This is a genomic window from Streptomyces cinereoruber, from assembly GCF_009299385.1.
In the GTDB taxonomy this organism is placed as follows: Bacteria; Actinomycetota; Actinomycetes; order Streptomycetales; family Streptomycetaceae; genus Streptomyces; species Streptomyces bikiniensis.
Genome location: NZ_CP023693.1, coordinates 5613191 through 5631657 on the forward strand (window position 1 = coordinate 5613191; position 18467 = coordinate 5631657).

6 protein-coding genes, 1 tRNA gene and 3 rRNA genes are annotated in these 18467 nt (G+C 66.7%); 8 read left to right on the top strand and 2 right to left on the bottom strand.

The window, feature by feature from the left end; all coding sequences use genetic code 11:
* Window positions 1-42: 42 nt before the first annotated feature.
* Window positions 43-282 carry a hypothetical protein gene (locus CP977_RS25450; RefSeq protein ID WP_104860384.1) on the bottom strand — a complete coding sequence of 80 codons (240 nt, stop codon included), beginning with the start codon at window positions 280-282 and terminating at the stop codon, window positions 43-45.
* A 198-nt stretch (window positions 283-480) separates the two neighbouring features.
* Between CP977_RS25450 and thyX the strand changes: the two genes are divergently transcribed.
* The 7 genes from thyX (at window position 481) to CP977_RS25490 (ending at window position 9844) form a co-directional block, all read left to right on the top strand.
* Window positions 481-1221 carry an FAD-dependent thymidylate synthase gene (gene thyX / locus CP977_RS25455; RefSeq protein WP_109185567.1) on the top strand — a complete coding sequence of 247 codons (741 nt, stop codon included), beginning with the start codon at window positions 481-483 and terminating at the stop codon, window positions 1219-1221.
* Window positions 1222-1398: 177 nt separating this feature from the next.
* Window positions 1399-2298: a 4-hydroxy-tetrahydrodipicolinate synthase gene (gene dapA, locus CP977_RS25460; protein WP_109185568.1), complete on the top strand. Its 900-nt coding sequence runs from the start codon at window positions 1399-1401 to the stop codon at window positions 2296-2298.
* Between the two features lie 135 nt (window positions 2299-2433).
* Complete coding sequence (locus CP977_RS25465) at window positions 2434-4119, top strand: ribonuclease J (RefSeq protein ID WP_152370864.1); 1686 nt, start codon at window positions 2434-2436, stop codon at window positions 4117-4119.
* Between the two features lie 521 nt (window positions 4120-4640).
* Window positions 4641-6166 (top strand): 16S ribosomal RNA (locus CP977_RS25475).
* Between the two features lie 285 nt (window positions 6167-6451).
* A 23S ribosomal RNA gene (locus CP977_RS25480) occupies window positions 6452-9574 on the top strand.
* A 76-nt stretch (window positions 9575-9650) separates the two neighbouring features.
* Window positions 9651-9767: ribosomal RNA gene (gene rrf, locus CP977_RS25485) — 5S ribosomal RNA — on the top strand.
* The 16S, 23S and 5S rRNA genes sit together here with 1 tRNA gene alongside, the layout of an rRNA operon.
* A 4-nt stretch (window positions 9768-9771) precedes the next feature.
* A tRNA-Thr gene (locus CP977_RS25490) sits at window positions 9772-9844 on the top strand.
* Between the two features lie 99 nt (window positions 9845-9943).
* Here CP977_RS25490 and CP977_RS25495 read toward each other — a convergent pair.
* A complete protein-coding gene (locus CP977_RS25495) occupies window positions 9944-12589 on the bottom strand; it encodes a SpoIIE family protein phosphatase (protein ID WP_109184141.1) in 2646 nt (881 codons plus the stop codon).
* A gap of 267 nt (window positions 12590-12856) precedes the next feature.
* On the opposite strand from CP977_RS25495, the gene CP977_RS25500 reads away from it, so the two are divergent.
* Complete coding sequence (locus CP977_RS25500) at window positions 12857-18340, top strand: HAMP domain-containing protein (protein ID WP_183953397.1); 5484 nt, start codon at window positions 12857-12859, stop codon at window positions 18338-18340.
* The last annotated feature ends 127 nt before the right edge of the window (window positions 18341-18467 follow it).

Consider the following 18467-nt stretch of genomic DNA (forward strand, 5'->3'; position numbering starts at 1 on the left):
CTCACAAGCACGCTCGAAGGGGCGATGCCCGGTGAGGCTACCTCAGCGGTTGTCGGAGGCCTCGGACTGCTGCTGACGAGTGGCCGAGTCACCCGACTGGAGCGAGGGCATCCCGAGGACCAGCGACCCGACGAGGCCGGCCACGACGGTCAGCCCGAGCAGGGTGCGGCCCACGAGCTGCGAGGCGCTGAGGCGCTCCCGGGGCGGTGGAGTGACGTTACTGCGAAAGTTGTCGGCCTCCGCGACGAACGCGAACGGTACGGGCTCTCGCCGGCGCAGCATCAGGTCCACTCTCCTCAGGTGTCGTCGTGCTTCACAGGTACAGACGACAGAACCGGTCTTTCGGTGCCCGTTTTCGCCAAGGATTTCACCAAACCGGCCGAATGCAGTCCTCCGGTAGGAGGGGGTCCGCCCTACGGAGGATCCTCCCTCGGCCCCTCGTTAAAGTGGGCGGCTGCACCCCGACTGGAAGGACCGCTGGTGAGCGACAGCCCCACCGAGAACGTGAAGATCGACTTCCGGAGCGACGTCACCGTCGACCTGGTCAAGAGCGCGGCGGCCGACTCCGACGTCCTGTGGGCCGCCCGGGTCTCCACGGCGGGCGAGCAGTCCCTCGAAGAGCTCCAGAAGGACCCGGAGCGCTCGAAGGGCCTCATCAACTTCTTGATGCGCGACCGCCACGGCAGCCCGTTCGAGCACAACTCGATGACCTTCTTCATCAGCGCCCCCATCTTCGTGTTCCGCGAGTTCATGCGGCACCGCGTGGGCTGGTCGTACAACGAGGAGTCGGGCCGCTACAGGGAGCTCCAGCCGGTCTTCTACGTCCCCGACGCCTCCCGCAAGCTCGTCCAGGAGGGCCGCCCCGGCAAGTACGTCTTCGTCGAGGGGACCCGGGAGCAGCACGACCTGGTCACCCGCACGATGGAGGACTCGTACCGCCAGGCGTACGAGACGTACCAGGAGATGCTGGCCGCCGGCGTCGCCCGCGAGGTCGCCCGTTCGGTCCTCCCGGTCGGCCTCTTCTCCTCGATGTACGCCACCTGCAACGCGCGCTCGCTCATGCACTTCCTGGGCCTGCGCACCCAGCACGAACTGGCCACCGTCCCGTCCTTCCCGCAGCGGGAGATCGAGATGGTCGGGGAGAAGATGGAGGAGCACTGGGCCCGGCTGATGCCGCTGACCCATGCCGCCTTCAACAAGAACGGGCGTGTGGCCCCGTAGGGCACACATGTCCGACCCGTGACGCGAAGTGTCCGTATTGCGACGTTTCACGAAGTTCATCTAGGCTGATCAAACGGACCCGGCGCTGTCTGAACCCCCGAGCAGGCAGCGCCGGGCTCCCTTTCTCCCGTCCCCCAGGGGGACACCCGGCGCTGAGCAGCGAGTAGCGTGTTACCCATGGCTCCGATCTCCACTCCGCAGACCCCCTTCGGGCGGGTCCTCACCGCCATGGTCACGCCCTTCACGGCGGACGGCGCACTCGACCTCGACGGCGCCCAGCGGCTCGCCACCCACCTGGTGGACGCGGGCAACGACGGTCTCGTCATCAACGGGACCACCGGCGAGTCCCCCACCACCAGCGACGCGGAGAAATCGGAGCTGGTACGAGCGGTCCTGGAGGCCGTCGGCGACCGCGCCCACGTCGTCGCCGGCATCGGCACCAACGACACCCACCACTCCATCGCGCTCGCCCGCACGGCCGAGCGCGACGGCGCCCACGGCCTCCTCGCCGTCACGCCGTACTACAACAAGCCCCCGCAGGAGGGCCTGTACCGGCACTTCTCGGCCATCGCCGACGCCACCGGCCTCCCGGTCATGCTCTACGACATCCCCGGCCGCAGCGGCGTCCCGATCGACACCGAGACGATCGTCCGCCTCGCCGAGCACCCGCGCATCGTCGCCAACAAGGACGCCAAGGGCGACCTCGGCCGCGCCAGCTGGGCCATCGCCCGCTCCGGCCTCGCCTGGTACTCCGGCGACGACATGCTCAACCTGCCGCTGCTCTCCGTGGGCGCCTGCGGCTTCGTCTCCGTCGTGGGCCACGTCGTCACCCCGGACCTCCGCGCCCTCCTCGACGCCCACCTGGGCGGCGAGGTCCAGAAGGCCACCGAGATCCACCAGAAGCTGCTCCCGGTCTACACCGGCATGTTCCGCACCCAGGGCGTCATGACCACCAAGGCCGCCCTCGCCCTCCAGGGCCTCCCGGCCGGCCCGCTCCGACTGCCGCTCGTGGAACTCTCCCCCCAGGAAACGGAGCAGCTCAAGGTCGATCTGGCCGCCGGCGGGGTAGAACTCTGACAACGGACTTCACAACTGAACAAAGTCTCGACAACTGAAGACGTTCGACAACTGAACACCCACAACAGCAAGTGCACGATTGTCATGCGCGCCACGTGCCAGGGGGTACGTGGCGCGCGTGGTGAGGAGAGTCTTTTGAGTCATCCGCATCCCGAACTCGGCGCCCCGCCGAAGCTGCCCAAGGGCGCCCTGCGCGTCATCCCGCTCGGCGGCCTCGGCGAGATCGGCCGCAACATGACGGTCTTCGAATTCGGCGGCCGCCTGCTCATCGTCGACTGCGGCGTCCTCTTCCCCGAGGAGGAGCAGCCCGGCATCGACCTGATCCTCCCGGACTTCACCATCATCCGGGACCGCCTCGACGACATCGAGGGCATCGTGCTCACGCACGGCCACGAGGACCACATCGGTGCCGTCCCCTACCTGCTCCGGCTCAAGCCGGACATCCCGCTGATCGGCTCCAAGCTGACCCTCGCCCTGATCGAGGCCAAGCTCCAGGAGCACCGCATCCGCCCCTACACCCTCGAGGTGAAGGAGGGCGACCGGGAGGTCCTGGGCGCGTTCGACTGCGAATTCATCGCGGTCAACCACTCCATCCCGGACGCGCTCGCGGTCGCGGTCCGCACCCCCGCGGGCATGGTCGTCGCCACCGGCGACTTCAAGATGGACCAGCTGCCGCTGGACGGGCGCCTCACCGACCTGCACGCGTTCGCGCGGCTCAGCGAGGAGGGCATCGACCTCCTGCTCTCCGACTCGACGAACGCCGAGGTCCCGGGCTTCGTCCCGCCGGAGCGGGACATCTCCAACGTCCTGCGGACCGTCTTCGCGAACGCCCCGAAGCGCATCATCGTGGCCAGCTTCGCCAGCCACGTGCACCGCATCCAGCAGATCCTCGACGCCGCCCACGAGTACGGGCGCCGGGTCGCCTTCGTCGGCCGCTCGATGGTCCGCAACATGGGCATCGCCCGCGACCTGGGCTACCTCCGGGTCCCGGCCGGCCTCGTCGTGGACGTGAAGACGCTCGACGACCTGCCGGACGACGAGGTCGTGCTCGTCTGCACGGGCTCCCAGGGCGAGCCGATGGCGGCCCTGTCCCGCATGGCCAACCGCGACCACCAGATCCGGATCGTCCCCGGCGACACCGTGATCCTCGCGTCCTCCCTGATCCCGGGCAACGAGAACGCGGTCTACCGCGTGATCAACGGCCTGACCCGCTGGGGCGCGAACGTCGTCCACAAGGGCAACGCCAAGGTCCACGTCTCGGGCCACGCCTCGGCCGGCGAGCTGCTGTACTTCTACAACATCTGCCGACCGAAGAACCTCATGCCGGTCCACGGCGAATGGCGCCACCTGCGCGCCAACGCCGAGCTCGGCGCGATGACGGGCATCCCCAAGGACCACATCGTCATCGCCGAGGACGGCGTCGTCGTCGACCTGGTCGACGGCCGCGCCCGGATCACCGGCAAGGTCCAGGCGGGTTACGTGTACGTCGACGGCCTCTCGGTCGGCGACGTCACCGAGACCTCCCTCAAGGACCGCCGGATCCTCGGCGAGGAGGGCATCATCTCGGTCTTCGTCGTGGTCGACTCCTCCACCGGCAAGATCGTCGGCGGACCGAACGTCCACGCCCGCGGCTCCGGCATCGAGGACTCCGCCTTCGACGCGGTGCTCCCGAAGATCGACCAGGCGCTCAACAAGTCCTTCCAGGACGGCGTCGTCGACGCCCACCAGCTCCAGCAGCTGATCCGCCGCACCGTCGGCAAGTGGGTCTCCGACACCTACCGCCGGCGCCCGATGATCCTCCCGGTCGTCGTGGAGGTCTGACAGGCCTGACCAGCGCGTTACCGGAGCGGGGCCCCTCGATTTGCATCGGGGCGCCCCGCTCCAGTACGTTTACGGCTCCGCCAGAACGGGAAGCCCCGGCGCCGACGTGCGCCCGGAAGGCCGAACGGGAGGCGGGAAATCCGACTCAGAACTTCTGATAAAGTCGGAACCGCCGAAAGGCCCCCGGAGCGAAAGCGAAAGGGACCGGAAAGCACCGAGGAAATCGGGTCGGAAAGATCTGATAGAGTCGGAAATGCAAGACCGAAGGGAAAAGCCCGGAGGAAAGCCCGAGAGGGTGAGTACGAAGGAAGCGTCCGTTCCTTGAGAACTCAACAGCGTGCCAAAAATCAACGCCAGATTAGTTGATACCCCGTCCAGCCGGTTCCGGTTGGTCGAGGTTCCTTTGAAAAAGTCCACCCCTTCGGGGTGGCACACACAGCGAGGACGCTGTGGACAGCCGGCCTTATTCCGGTCTGGCTGTCCCGCTCAACGCGAGTGTCTGACCCGATTACGGGTAAACATTCACGGAGAGTTTGATCCTGGCTCAGGACGAACGCTGGCGGCGTGCTTAACACATGCAAGTCGAACGATGAAGCCCTTCGGGGTGGATTAGTGGCGAACGGGTGAGTAACACGTGGGCAATCTGCCCTTCACTCTGGGACAAGCCCTGGAAACGGGGTCTAATACCGGATACGACCTGCCGAGGCATCTCGGCGGGTGGAAAGCTCCGGCGGTGAAGGATGAGCCCGCGGCCTATCAGCTTGTTGGTGGGGTAATGGCCTACCAAGGCGACGACGGGTAGCCGGCCTGAGAGGGCGACCGGCCACACTGGGACTGAGACACGGCCCAGACTCCTACGGGAGGCAGCAGTGGGGAATATTGCACAATGGGCGCAAGCCTGATGCAGCGACGCCGCGTGAGGGATGACGGCCTTCGGGTTGTAAACCTCTTTCAGCAGGGAAGAAGCGCAAGTGACGGTACCTGCAGAAGAAGCGCCGGCTAACTACGTGCCAGCAGCCGCGGTAATACGTAGGGCGCAAGCGTTGTCCGGAATTATTGGGCGTAAAGAGCTCGTAGGCGGCTTGTCACGTCGGGTGTGAAAGCCCGGGGCTTAACCCCGGGTCTGCATCCGATACGGGCAGGCTAGAGTGTGGTAGGGGAGATCGGAATTCCTGGTGTAGCGGTGAAATGCGCAGATATCAGGAGGAACACCGGTGGCGAAGGCGGATCTCTGGGCCATTACTGACGCTGAGGAGCGAAAGCGTGGGGAGCGAACAGGATTAGATACCCTGGTAGTCCACGCCGTAAACGTTGGGAACTAGGTGTTGGCGACATTCCACGTCGTCGGTGCCGCAGCTAACGCATTAAGTTCCCCGCCTGGGGAGTACGGCCGCAAGGCTAAAACTCAAAGGAATTGACGGGGGCCCGCACAAGCAGCGGAGCATGTGGCTTAATTCGACGCAACGCGAAGAACCTTACCAAGGCTTGACATATACCGGAAAGCATCAGAGATGGTGCCCCCCTTGTGGTCGGTATACAGGTGGTGCATGGCTGTCGTCAGCTCGTGTCGTGAGATGTTGGGTTAAGTCCCGCAACGAGCGCAACCCTTGTCCTGTGTTGCCAGCATGCCCTTCGGGGTGATGGGGACTCACAGGAGACCGCCGGGGTCAACTCGGAGGAAGGTGGGGACGACGTCAAGTCATCATGCCCCTTATGTCTTGGGCTGCACACGTGCTACAATGGCCGGTACAAAGAGCTGCGATGCCGCGAGGCGGAGCGAATCTCAAAAAGCCGGTCTCAGTTCGGATTGGGGTCTGCAACTCGACCCCATGAAGTCGGAGTTGCTAGTAATCGCAGATCAGCATTGCTGCGGTGAATACGTTCCCGGGCCTTGTACACACCGCCCGTCACGTCACGAAAGTCGGTAACACCCGAAGCCGGTGGCCCAACCCCTTGTGGGAGGGAGCTGTCGAAGGTGGGACTGGCGATTGGGACGAAGTCGTAACAAGGTAGCCGTACCGGAAGGTGCGGCTGGATCACCTCCTTTCTAAGGAGCACAGCACCGGATGCAGACGAACGTTCTGCACGGTCAGCTCATGGGTGGAACGTTGATTAGTTGGCGTGAGTGTGACCTGAGGGTCTTCGAGTACTGCTTCGGCGTGGAAAGAAGTCACCGACGGCGGCTCACGCTTGGCACGTTGTTGGGTGTCTGAGGGTACGGCCGTCATGGTCTGCCTTCGTGGATGCCGGCCCCAGTAAAGCGACACAGCAGTGTCGTGTGGTGGGTGGCTGGTCGTTGTTTGAGAACTACACAGTGGACGCGAGCATCTGTGGCCAAGTTTTTAAGGGCGCACGGTGGATGCCTTGGCACCAGGAACCGATGAAGGACGTGGGAGGCCACGATAGTCCCCGGGGAGCCGTCAACCAGGCTTTGATCCGGGGGTTTCCGAATGGGGAAACCCGGCAGTCGTCATGGGCTGTCACCCATGCCTGAACACATAGGGCATGTGGAGGGAACGAGGGGAAGTGAAACATCTCAGTACCCTCAGGAAGAGAAAACAACCGTGATTCCGGGAGTAGTGGCGAGCGAAACCGGATGAGGCCAAACCGTATGCGTGTGAGACCCGGCAGGGGTTGCGCATGCGGGGTTGTGGGATCTCTCTTTCACAGTCTGCCGGCTGTGAGGCGAGTCAGAAACCGTATGGATAGGCGAAGGACATGCGAAAGGTCCGGCGTAGAGGGTAAGACCCCCGTAGCTGAAATTCATGCGGCTCGTTTGAGAGACACCCAAGTAGCACGGGGCCCGAGAAATCCCGTGTGAATCTGGCGGGACCACCCGCTAAGCCTAAATATTCCCTGGTGACCGATAGCGGATAGTACCGTGAGGGAATGGTGAAAAGTACCGCGGGAGCGGAGTGAAATAGTACCTGAAACCGTGTGCCTACAAGCCGTGGGAGCGTCGGACGTGCCTTCGGGTGCGTCTCGTGACTGCGTGCCTTTTGAAGAATGAGCCTGCGAGTTTGCGGTGTGTTGCGAGGTTAACCCGTGTGGGGAAGCCGTAGCGAAAGCGAGTCCGAACAGGGCGATTTTAGTAGCACGCTCAAGACCCGAAGCGGAGTGATCTAGCCATGGGCAGGTTGAAGCGGAGGTAAGACTTCGTGGAGGACCGAACCCACCAGGGTTGAAAACCTGGGGGATGACCTGTGGTTAGGGGTGAAAGGCCAATCAAACTCCGTGATAGCTGGTTCTCCCCGAAATGCATTTAGGTGCAGCGTCGTGTGTTTCTTGCCGGAGGTAGAGCACTGGATAGGCGATGGGCCCTACCGGGTTACTGACCTTAGCCAAACTCCGAATGCCGGTAAGTGAGAGCACGGCAGTGAGACTGTGGGGGATAAGCTCCATGGTCGAGAGGGAAACAGCCCAGAGCATCGACTAAGGCCCCTAAGCGTACGCTAAGTGGGAAAGGATGTGGAGTCGCAGAGACAACCAGGAGGTTGGCTTAGAAGCAGCCACCCTTGAAAGAGTGCGTAATAGCTCACTGGTCAAGTGATTCCGCGCCGACAATGTAGCGGGGCTCAAGCGTACCGCCGAAGTCGTGTCATTGCAGCATGTACTCCCAACGGAGGCTGTGATGGGTAGGGGAGCGTCGTGTGCCGGGTGAAGCAGCCGCGGAAGCGAGTTGTGGACGGTTCACGAGTGAGAATGCAGGCATGAGTAGCGATACACACGTGAGAAACGTGTGCGCCGATTGACTAAGGGTTCCTGGGTCAAGCTGATCTGCCCAGGGTAAGTCGGGACCTAAGGCGAGGCCGACAGGCGTAGTCGATGGACAACCGGTTGATATTCCGGTACCCGCTTTGAAACGCCCAATATCGAGCCCATTAATGCTAAGGCCGTGAAGCCGCCCCGGAGCCTTCGGGCAAAGGGGAGTGGTGGAGCCGCCGGCCCAAGGTGGTAGTAGGTAAGCGATGGGGTGACGCAGGAAGGTAGTCCAGCCCGGGCGGTGGTTGTCCCGGGGTAAGGGTGTAGGACGTCACGTAGGCAAATCCGCGTGACACATAGTCTGAGACCTGATGCCGAGCCGATTGTGGTGAAGTGGATGATCCTATGCTGTCGAGAAAAGCCTCTAGCGAGTTTCATGGCGGCCCGTACCCTAAACCGACTCAGGTGGTCAGGTAGAGAATACCGAGGCGTTCGGGTGAACTATGGTTAAGGAACTCGGCAAAATGCCCCCGTAACTTCGGGAGAAGGGGGGCCATCACCGGTGATCGGACTTGCTCCGTGAGCTGGGGGTGGCCGCAGAGACCAGCGAGAAGCGACTGTTTACTAAAAACACAGGTCCGTGCGAAGCCGTAAGGCGATGTATACGGACTGACGCCTGCCCGGTGCTGGAACGTTAAGGGGACCGGTTAGTGACCTTTCGGGGTTGCGAAGCTGAGAACTTAAGCGCCAGTAAACGGCGGTGGTAACTATAACCATCCTAAGGTAGCGAAATTCCTTGTCGGGTAAGTTCCGACCTGCACGAATGGCGTAACGACTTCTCGACTGTCTCAACCATAGGCCCGGTGAAATTGCACTACGAGTAAAGATGCTCGTTTCGCGCAGCAGGACGGAAAGACCCCGGGACCTTTACTACAGTTTGATATTGGTGTTCGGTTCGGCTTGTGTAGGATAGGTGGGAGACTGTGAAACCGTGACGCCAGTCATGGTGGAGTCGTCGTTGAAATACCACTCTGGTCGTGCTGGATGTCTAACCTCGGTCCGTGATCCGGATCAGGGACAGTGTCTGATGGGTAGTTTAACTGGGGCGGTTGCCTCCCAAAGGGTAACGGAGGCGCCCAAAGGTTCCCTCAGCCTGGTTGGCAATCAGGTGTTGAGTGTAAGTGCACAAGGGAGCTTGACTGTGAGACCGACGGGTCGAGCAGGGACGAAAGTCGGGACTAGTGATCCGGCGGTGGCTTGTGGAAGCGCCGTCGCTCAACGGATAAAAGGTACCCCGGGGATAACAGGCTGATCTTCCCCAAGAGTCCATATCGACGGGATGGTTTGGCACCTCGATGTCGGCTCGTCGCATCCTGGGGCTGGAGTCGGTCCCAAGGGTTGGGCTGTTCGCCCATTAAAGCGGTACGCGAGCTGGGTTTAGAACGTCGTGAGACAGTTCGGTCCCTATCCGCTGTGCGCGTAGGAATATTGAGAAGGGCTGTCCCTAGTACGAGAGGACCGGGACGGACGAACCTCTGGTGTGCCAGTTGTCCTGCCAAGGGCATGGCTGGTTGGCTACGTTCGGGAGGGATAACCGCTGAAAGCATCTAAGCGGGAAGCCTGCTTCGAGATGAGTATTCCCACCTCCTTGAGAGGGTAAGGCTCCCAGTAGACGACTGGGTTGATAGGCCGGATGTGGAAGCCCTGTAAGGGGTGGAGCTGACCGGTACTAATAGGCCGAGGGCTTGTCCTCAGTTGCTCGCGTCCACTGTGTTAGTTCTGAAGCAACGAACTCCCTTTGCCGGTTGAGTTCGACAGTTTCATAGAGTTTCGGTGGTCATAGCGTTAGGGAAACGCCCGGTTACATTCCGAACCCGGAAGCTAAGCCTTTCAGCGCCGATGGTACTGCAGGGGGGACCCTGTGGGAGAGTAGGACACCGCCGAACACCTGCCCTTTTAGCTCAGTCGGTAGAGCGTCTCCATGGTAAGGAGAAGGTCAACGGTTCGATTCCGTTAAAGGGCTCTAGAGAAAAGGCTCCCGCCTTGTGGCGGGGGCCTTTTTGCGTTTCCCGGAAGAGGAACGAGTAAAAGGCGCCTTCCCCACAGGGAAGGCGCCGTGCCGTCAGCGGTCGTCCGGTTCGCGGAGGCGCATCGCGAGGATGGCCATGTCGTCCGAGGCGGGGGCCTGGGCGAAGCGTTCGACCGCGCGCAGGACGCGGGCCGCGACCGCGCCGGCCGTCAGGCCCGTACAGGTCTTGAGGACGTCGGCGAGGCCGTCGTCGCCCAGCATGCGGGAGCCCTCGCGGCGCTCCGTGACGCCGTCCGTGACGCACAGGAGGACGTCGCCCGGGTCGAGCGTGACCGTCTCCTCGTACAGCTCCAGGTCGTCCATGACGCCCAGGAGCGGCTGCGGTTCGGCCGCGGGGCGGACCGTGCCGTCCGGGCTGAGGCGCAGGGGCAGCGGGTGGCCGGCGCAGACGACCTTGAGGATCGCGGAGCCGTCCTCCTGCGGGCGCATCTCGCCGTACAGGAGGGTGAGGAAGCGGCTGCGGGCTCCCTCGTCGAGGATCGCCGCGTTCAGGCGCTCCAGGACCGCCGGGCCGCCCAGGCCCTCGCGGGCCAGGAGGCGCAGGGCGTGGCGGGCCAGGCCGGTGACGGCGGCCGCCTCCGGACCCGTACCGCAGACGTCGCCGATGGCGAACCCGTACGCGCCGTCGCTGATCGGGAAGAGGTCGTAGAAGTCGCCGCCGACCTCGTTGCCCTCGCCGGCCGCGCGGTAGATGACGTCCACCTCGACGCCCGGGATCTCGGGGAGGCCGGGCGGCAGGAGGCTGCGCTGGAGGGACTGGCTGATGGCCACGCGCTCCGAGTAGAGGCGGGCGTTGTCCAGGGCCAGGGCGGCCCGGCGGGACAGGTCCTCGGCGAGCTCCAGGATCTCCTGGCGGAAGTGGTCCTCGGAGGGCCTGCCGAGCGTCAGCATGCCGATGACCCTGTTCCGGGCCACCAGGGGCAGGACGACCGTCTCGCCGGCGACCGTGCTCGCCGTGGCCAGCGTGGCGTCGATGCCCGGCGCGTGCGGGCTCGACGGGTGGTCGAGAGCGTGGACCGAGGCGGTGAGCGCGGCCCGGTGGGCGGCGTCGCCCGGCGCGGTCCAGACCCGGGCGCCGGGCGTCGGCACCGGGTCGGGCGGCGCGATCGAGGAGAGCAGCTCCTTGAGGCCGTCGATGCGGTCCTCGTCCTCGTGGAGCACGTACGAGAGGTACGGGTCGGAGGACTGGTCGGCGATCGTGTAGACCGCGCACCAGGTCGCGAGGGTGGGGACCGTCATCTGGGCCATCAGGGCCAGGGTCTGGTCGCGGTCGAGGGTGCCGGCCAGGAGGTCGGAGGCCTCGACGAGGAAGCTGAGGGAGCCGCGGCGCAGCCGCTCCAGCTCACCGAGGCGGGCGGACTCCACGGCCAGGGCGATGCGGTCGGCGGCGAACTGGAGGCGGAGGGCCTCCTCGTTCGAATAGCGGTTCGCGGCCTCGGCGGCCACGCCCAGGGAGCCGGTGAGGCGGCCCTCGACCTTGAGGGGGACGGTGACCACCGAGCGCATGCCGGTGTCTTCCAGGAGCGGGACGGCTCCCGGGACGGCGGCCAGGTCCTCGTGGACGGCGGGCATCCGGGCGGAGCCGTACCGGCTGGCGCCGGTTTCCACGGGCACGCGCGCGAAGCGCTGGCGGGCGGCCGGGAGGCCGGTGGTGGCCCGCACCTCCAGCTCCGTCTCGTCGTCCGTGGCGAGGAGGAGGAAGGCGGCGTCGCCGTCGAGCATGTCGCGGGCGCGCTCGACCGTGCGCTGGAGCAGGCCGTCGAGGTCGTCGGGGGCCGGAGAACCGATGAAGACCTCGAACGGGTCGGCGGAGCGGTTCTCGGCGCCGTGATCGGCCGCGGGGCGCTGCGGGGTCTGCAGGACCGCCCGCTCGTGCTCGCGGACCAGGAGGCAGACCGTGGAGGGCTCGCCCTGGGAGTCGCGGACCCGCAGGTGCGAGGCGTAGACGGGGACGATCCGGCCGTCGGCGCAGCGGATGCCGTAGCTGCCCTCCCAGCGGGAGAGGCGCAGGGCCTCGGCGAGGCCGGTGCCGATGCCGGGGGTGTGGGGCCAGGCGGCGAGGTCGCCCAGGGGCTTGCCGGTGACCTGCTCGGAGGCGTACCCGAAGAGCTCCCCGGCATCCTCGTTCCAGGCGGTGATCGTGCCGCCACGGTCGATCTGGACGACGGCGACGCGGACGCGGCTGTCGGCGACCGGGAGGAGGGCGTCGGGGAGGACCGGGCCCGCGGAGCGGGTGCCGACGGGACGCTGCGGGAGGTCGAGGTGGAACCAGACGTGCTTGCGGGTGGGGGAGTAGTCGACGCCCCAGCGGTGGGCGAGGGCGGCGCAGAGCAGCAGGCCGCGGCCGTTCTCGCGGTCCGGGGACGCGAGGGTGCGGCCGCTCTGGACCGGGATCTCGCGCTCGGGGTAGCGGTCGGAGACCTCGACGCGGACGCTGTCGTCGGAACGCAGGCAGAGCACGTCGGCGGCGGTGCCGGCGTGGACGACGGCGTTCGTGACGAGCTCGCTGGTGAGGACGACGGCGTCGTCCACCAGTTCGGGGTGTCCCCAGCCCTGGAGGGTGTCCCGGACGAAGGCCCGTGCGGCCGCGACGGACCGCCCGACGGGCTCGAAGCTGGCAGTCGCCCGCGCGGTGATCACAGCACTCCTCGTACGCGTCTCGACGCCCGGCTCTGCCATGCTCGGTCTGTCCTTCCCGCTGCCCGGTGGTCGTGCGCGCACCACACCGTCCCCGCCGGGCGGACCGGGGCGGCTGGACAGCCGGATGCCAGGTTACTTACCTTCGCTGTCCGAGCGGATGCCGGTCACCGCTGATTCCGTCCCTCGGGGGTAGGGACGCCGTCGAAGCTGCCGAACTGTTATCGCCTGGTTCGGACACGGTGAAACACTGGGCAGGCTACCGGCAGAGCCGGAGCGGTACGGTCGACCCCTTTCGGGAGGGACACGGTGGAGTCTGGCACGGCGGCGCGACGCGGCGGAGGCAGCGGTACGCGCGCGAGGGGCGGGCGTTCCCGTGGGGGGACGGTCCAGGTGGACGCCGCGGCGCTGGAGCGGTTGCTCTCCGCGCTGGTGTCGATGCGGGACGGGAACTTCCGCAGGCGGCTCACGGTGTCCGGCGACGGGGTCATGGCGGAGATCTCCGCCGTGTTCAACGAGGTCGCGGACCGGCAGATGCACGTGACGGGGGAGCTGTCGCGGGTACGGCGGGTGGTCGGGCGCGAGGGCAAGCTGTCCGAGCGCCTGGAGGCCGGGGCCAGCGAGGGGGCGTGGGCGGCGGCGATCGAGGCCGCGAACGCGCTCGTGGACGACCTGGCCCGGCCGGTGTCCGAGGTGGGACGGGTGCTCTCGGCGGTGGCCGAGGGCGACCTGGAGCAGCGGATGGACCTGCGGTCGGAGGGTTCCGACGGGACGGTCCGGCCGCTGCGGGGCGAGTTCCTGAAGGTCGCGCGTACCGTCAACAACCTCGTCGACCAGCTGTCGGTGTTCGCCTCCGAGGTGACCAGGGTCGCCGTCGAGGTGGGGACCGAGGGGAAGCTGGGCGGTCAGGCGCAGGTGCGCGGGGTGTCCGGTTCGTGGAAGGACCTCACGGACTCGGTCAACACCATGGCGAACCAGCTGACGGCCCAGGTGCGGGACATCGCCCTGGTGACGACGGCGGTCGCCAACGGCGATCTGTCGCAGAAGGTCACGGCGAACGTGGCCGGCGAGATGCTGGAGCTGAAGAACACCGTCAACCGGATGGTGGACCAGCTGTCGTCGTTCTCCTCCGAGGTGACCCGGGTCGCGCGCGAGGTGGGCACCGAGGGCGAGCTGGGCGGTCAGGCCGAGGTGGCCGGGGTCGCCGGCGTGTGGAAGGACCTCACCGACTCCGTCAACACGATGGCGGGGAACCTCACCAATCAGGTGAGGGGGATCGCCGAGGTGACGACGGCGGTCGCCAACGGCGACCTGTCGCAGAAGGTGCGGGTCTCGGCGCGCGGCGAGATCGCGCAGCTCGCGGACACGATCAACCAGATGACCGAGACGCTGCGGACGTTCGCCGACGAGGTGACCCGCGTCTCGGGCGAGGTCGGCGCGCAGGGCCTGCTCGGCGGGCAGGCGCAGGTGCCGGGCGCGGCGGGCACCTGGAAGGACCTCACCGACTCCGTCAACACGGTCTTCCGGAACATCACCACGCAGGTGCGTGACATCGCGCAGGTGACGACGGCGGTGGCCAACGGTGACCTGTCGCAGAAGGTCACGGTCGACGTGGCCGGGGAGATGCTGGAGCTGAAGAACACCGTCAACACGATGGTGGACCAGCTCTCCGCCTTCGGTTCCGAGGTGACCCGGGTGGCCCGGGAGGTCGGCGTCGAGGGTCTGCTCGGCGGCCAGGCCGAGGTGCCGGGCGCGGCGGGCACCTGGAAGGACCTCACCGACTCGGTGAACACGGCCTTCCGCAACCTGACCGGTCAGGTGCGCGACATCGCGCAGGTGACGACGGCGGTGGCCAACGGTGACCTGTCGCAGAAGGTCACGGTCGACGTGGCCGGGGAGATGCTGGAGCTGAAGAACACCGTCAACACGATGGTGTCGCAGCTGTCGTCCTTCGCGGACCAGGTGACCCGGATGGCCCGGGACGTGGGCACCGAGGGCCGGCTCGGCGGCCAGGCGCGCGTGGACGGCGTCTCCGGGCGCTGGCGGGAGCTCACCGACTCGGTGAACTTCATGGCCGGGAACCTGACCTCGCAGGTGCGGCAGATCGCGCAGGTGACGACGGCCGTGGCGCGCGGCGACCTGTCGCAGAAGATCGACGTGGACGCGCGCGGCGAGATCCTGGAGCTGAAGAACACCATCAACACGATGGTCGACCAGCTCTCCGCGTTCGCGGACCAGGTGACGCGGGTGGCCCGAGAGGTGGGCACCGACGGGCGGCTCGGCGGTCAGGCGCAGGTGCCCGGCGTGGCCGGTGTGTGGCGCGACCTGACCGACTCGGTGAACGGCATGGCCGGCAACCTCACCACCCAGGTCCGCAACATCGCCCAGGTCGCCACGGCGGTCGCGCGCGGCGACCTGTCGCAGAAGATCGACGTGGACGCGCGCGGCGAGATCCTGGAGCTGAAGAACACCCTCAACACGATGGTGGACCAGCTGTCGAACTTCGCCGAGCAGGTGACCCGGGTGGCCCGCGAGGTGGGCACCGAGGGCATCCTCGGCGGCCAGGCCGAGGTGCAGGGCGTCTCGGGCACCTGGAAGGACCTCACCCAGTCGGTGAACGGCATGGCGAACAACCTCACCATCCAGGTGCGGAACATCGCCGAGGTCACGACCGCGGTCGCCATGGGCGACCTGTCGAAGAAGATCACGGTCGACGCCCGGGGCGAGATCCTGGAGCTGGTGACCACCGTCAACACGATGGTCGACCAGCTGTCGAACTTCGCGGACGAGGTCACGCGCGTGGCCCGCGAAGTGGGTACGGAGGGCATCCTCGGCGGCCAGGCACGCGTGCGCGGGGTCACGGGCACCTGGAAGGACCTCAGCGACAACGTCAACCTGATGGCCAACAACCTGACCAGCCAGGTGCGGAACATCTCCCGGGTCTCGGCGGCCGTCGCCAACGGCGACCTGACCAAGAAGGTGACCGTCGAGGCGCGCGGCGAGGTCGCCGAACTCGCCGAGACCGTCAACACGATGGTGACGACCCTGTCGTCCTTCGCGGACGAGGTCACCCGCGTGGCCCGCGAGGTGGGCACGGAGGGCGAGCTGGGCGGTCAGGCCCGGGTGCCGGGTGTCTCCGGCACCTGGAAGGACCTGACCGAGTCGGTGAACTCGATGGCCGACAACCTCACCGGCCAGGTGCGGCAGATCGCCGCCGTCACCACCGCCATCGCCAAGGGCGACCTCACCAAGAAGATCGACATCGACGCCCGCGGCGAGATCCAGGAGCTGAAGAACACCATCAACACGATGGTCGACCAGCTGTCGAACTTCGCCGAGGAGGTCACCCGGGTGGCCCGCGAGGTGGGCACCGACGGGCAGCTCGGCGGCCAGGCCCGGGTCCGGGACGTCGAGGGCACCTGGAGCGACCTCACCGAGTCCGTGAACGAGATGGCCGGGAACCTCACCCGGCAGGTGCGGGCGATCGCCGCCGTCGCCACCGCGGTGACCCGCGGCGACCTGAACGTCAAGATCGACGGCGTGGACGCGGCCGGCGAGATCCAGGCACTCCAGGACAACATCAACACGATGATCGCCAACCTGCGGGACACCACCCTCGCCAACGACGAGCAGGACTGGCTCAAGAGCAACCTGGCCCGCATCTCCGGCCTCATGCAGGGCCGTCGGGACCTCGACGACGTCGCCTCGCTCATCATGAGCGAGCTGACCCCGGTCGTCTCGGCCCAGCACGGCGCCTTCTTCGTGGCGATGCCGACCGGCTCCGCCCACGGCGACGCCGAACTGGTCGGCGAGGGCGACGGCTCGTACGAGCTGCGGATGCGCGGGAGTTACGGGTACTCGCCCGGCTCCATGCCGACCTCGTTCCGGCCCGGCGAGACCCTCATCGGGACGGCCGCCGAGGAGAAGCGGACCATCCAGCTCAACGCGCCCCCCGGCTACCTGAAGATCTCCTCCGGGCTCGGCGAGGCCTCGCCCGCGCACGTGATCGTCCTCCCGGTCCTCTTCGAGGGGAAGGTCCTCGGCGTCATCGAGCTGGCCTCCTTCCAGCCGTTCACCCAGATCCAGCGGGACTTCCTCAACCAGATCGCCGAGCTGATCGCCACCACCGTCAACACCATCAGCGTCAACACCAAGACGGAGGTGCTGCTCAAGCAGTCCCAGGAGCTCACCGAGCAGCTCAAGGAGCGCTCGGCCGAGCTGGAGCACCGGCAGAAGGAGCTCCAGGGCTCCAACCTGGAGCTGGAGGAGAAGGCCGAGCTGCTCGCCCGGCAGAACCGCGACATCGAGGTGAAGAACACCGAGATTGAGGAGGCCCGGCAGGTCCTGGAGGAGCGGGCCGAACAGCTCGCCGTCTCCATGCGGTACAAGTCCGAGTTCCTGGCGAACATGTCGCACGAGCTGCGCACCCCGCTCAACTCGCTGCTCATCCTGGCCAAGCTGCTCGCGGACAACGCCGAGACGAACCTGACGCCCAAGCAGGTCGAGTTCGCGGAGACCATCCACGGGGCCGGTTCGGACCTGCTCCAGCTGATCAACGACATCCTCGACCTGTCCAAGGTCGAGGCGGGCAAGATGGACGTCTCGCCGACCCGGATCGCGCTCGTGCAGCTCGTCGACTACGTGGAGGCGACCTTCCGGCCGCTGACGGCGGAGAAGGGGCTCGACTTCTCGGTGCGGGTCTCGCCGGAGCTGCCGGCCACGCTCCACACCGACGAGCAGCGGCTCCTCCAGGTGCTGCGCAACCTCCTGTCCAACGCGGTGAAGTTCACCGACACGGGCGCGGTGGAGCTGGTGATCCGGCCGGCCGGCGCGGACGTGCCGCAGTCGATCCGCGAACAGCTCCTGGAGGCCGGTTCGCTGCGCGACCCGGAGGCCGACCTGATCGCGTTCTCGGTCACCGACACCGGGATCGGGATCGCGGCCGGCAAGATGCGGGTCATCTTCGAGGCCTTCAAGCAGGCCGACGGCACGACCAGCCGGAAGTACGGCGGTACGGGCCTGGGCCTGTCGATCAGCCGGGAGATCGCGCGGCTGCTCGGCGGCGAGATCTTCGCCGCGAGCGAGCCGGGCCGCGGCTCGACGTTCACCCTGTACCTGCCGCTGAACCCGACCGAACTGCCCGCGCCGGGCCACGGCCAGGGGGCGCAGGACGGCGAGGACCCGCAGCAGGGCGCCGAGGAGGGGACGGTCGGGGCCGTCCAGCCGTTCCCGCACTTCCCGTCGGCGCCCGTGCGGACGGAGGCGCGCTCCGGGGCCGGGGCGCTGTTCCGGCACCGCCGGAAGGCGGCCGCGGAGGCGTCCGGGGCGCGGGGCGCGGTGCCGGGGCAGTCCGGGCAGCAGCCCGTACCGGAGCGGGAGGGACCGGAGGAGGCCGCGCCGCGGCGCACCTTCGACTTCTCCGGCGAGAAGGTGCTCATCGTGGACGACGACATCCGCAACGTCTTCGCGCTCACCAGCGTCCTGGAGCAGCACGGGCTCGCGGTGCTGTACGCGGAGAACGGGCGGGAGGGCATCGAGGTCCTGGAGCAGCACGACGACGCGGCGGTCGTCCTGATGGACATCATGATGCCGGAGATGGACGGGTACGCGACGACGACCGCGATCCGGCGGATGCCGCAGTTCGCCGGTCTTCCGATCATCGCCCTGACGGCGAAGGCGATGAAGGGCGACCGGGAGAAGGCGATCGAGTCGGGGGCCTCGGACTACGTGACCAAGCCGGTCGACCCCGACCACCTGCTGTCCGTCATGGAGCAGTGGATGCGGCGGAAGTGACCCGGGCCGGGGCCGCGCGGCCCCGGCTTCCGCGGACGCGTCCCGGGGTCTTCGCCGGCGCGCTCCGGAAAGATCTCCGGCGTGCCGTCGCCACGGGCGTGTGAGGTGCCGGGATACGGGGAACCTT

Bases quoted from the DNA above. Each gene is read 5' to 3' on its own strand.
- CP977_RS25450 (WP_104860384.1), bottom strand. From the start codon at position 282: ATGCTGCGCCGGCGAGAGCCCGTACCGTTCGCGTTCGTCGCGGAGGCC.
- dapA (WP_109185568.1), top strand. From the start codon at position 1,399: ATGGCTCCGATCTCCACTCCGCAGACCCCCTTCGGGCGGGTCCTCACC.
- CP977_RS25495 (WP_109184141.1), bottom strand. From the start codon at position 12,589: ATGGCAGAGCCGGGCGTCGAGACGCGTACGAGGAGTGCTGTGATCACC.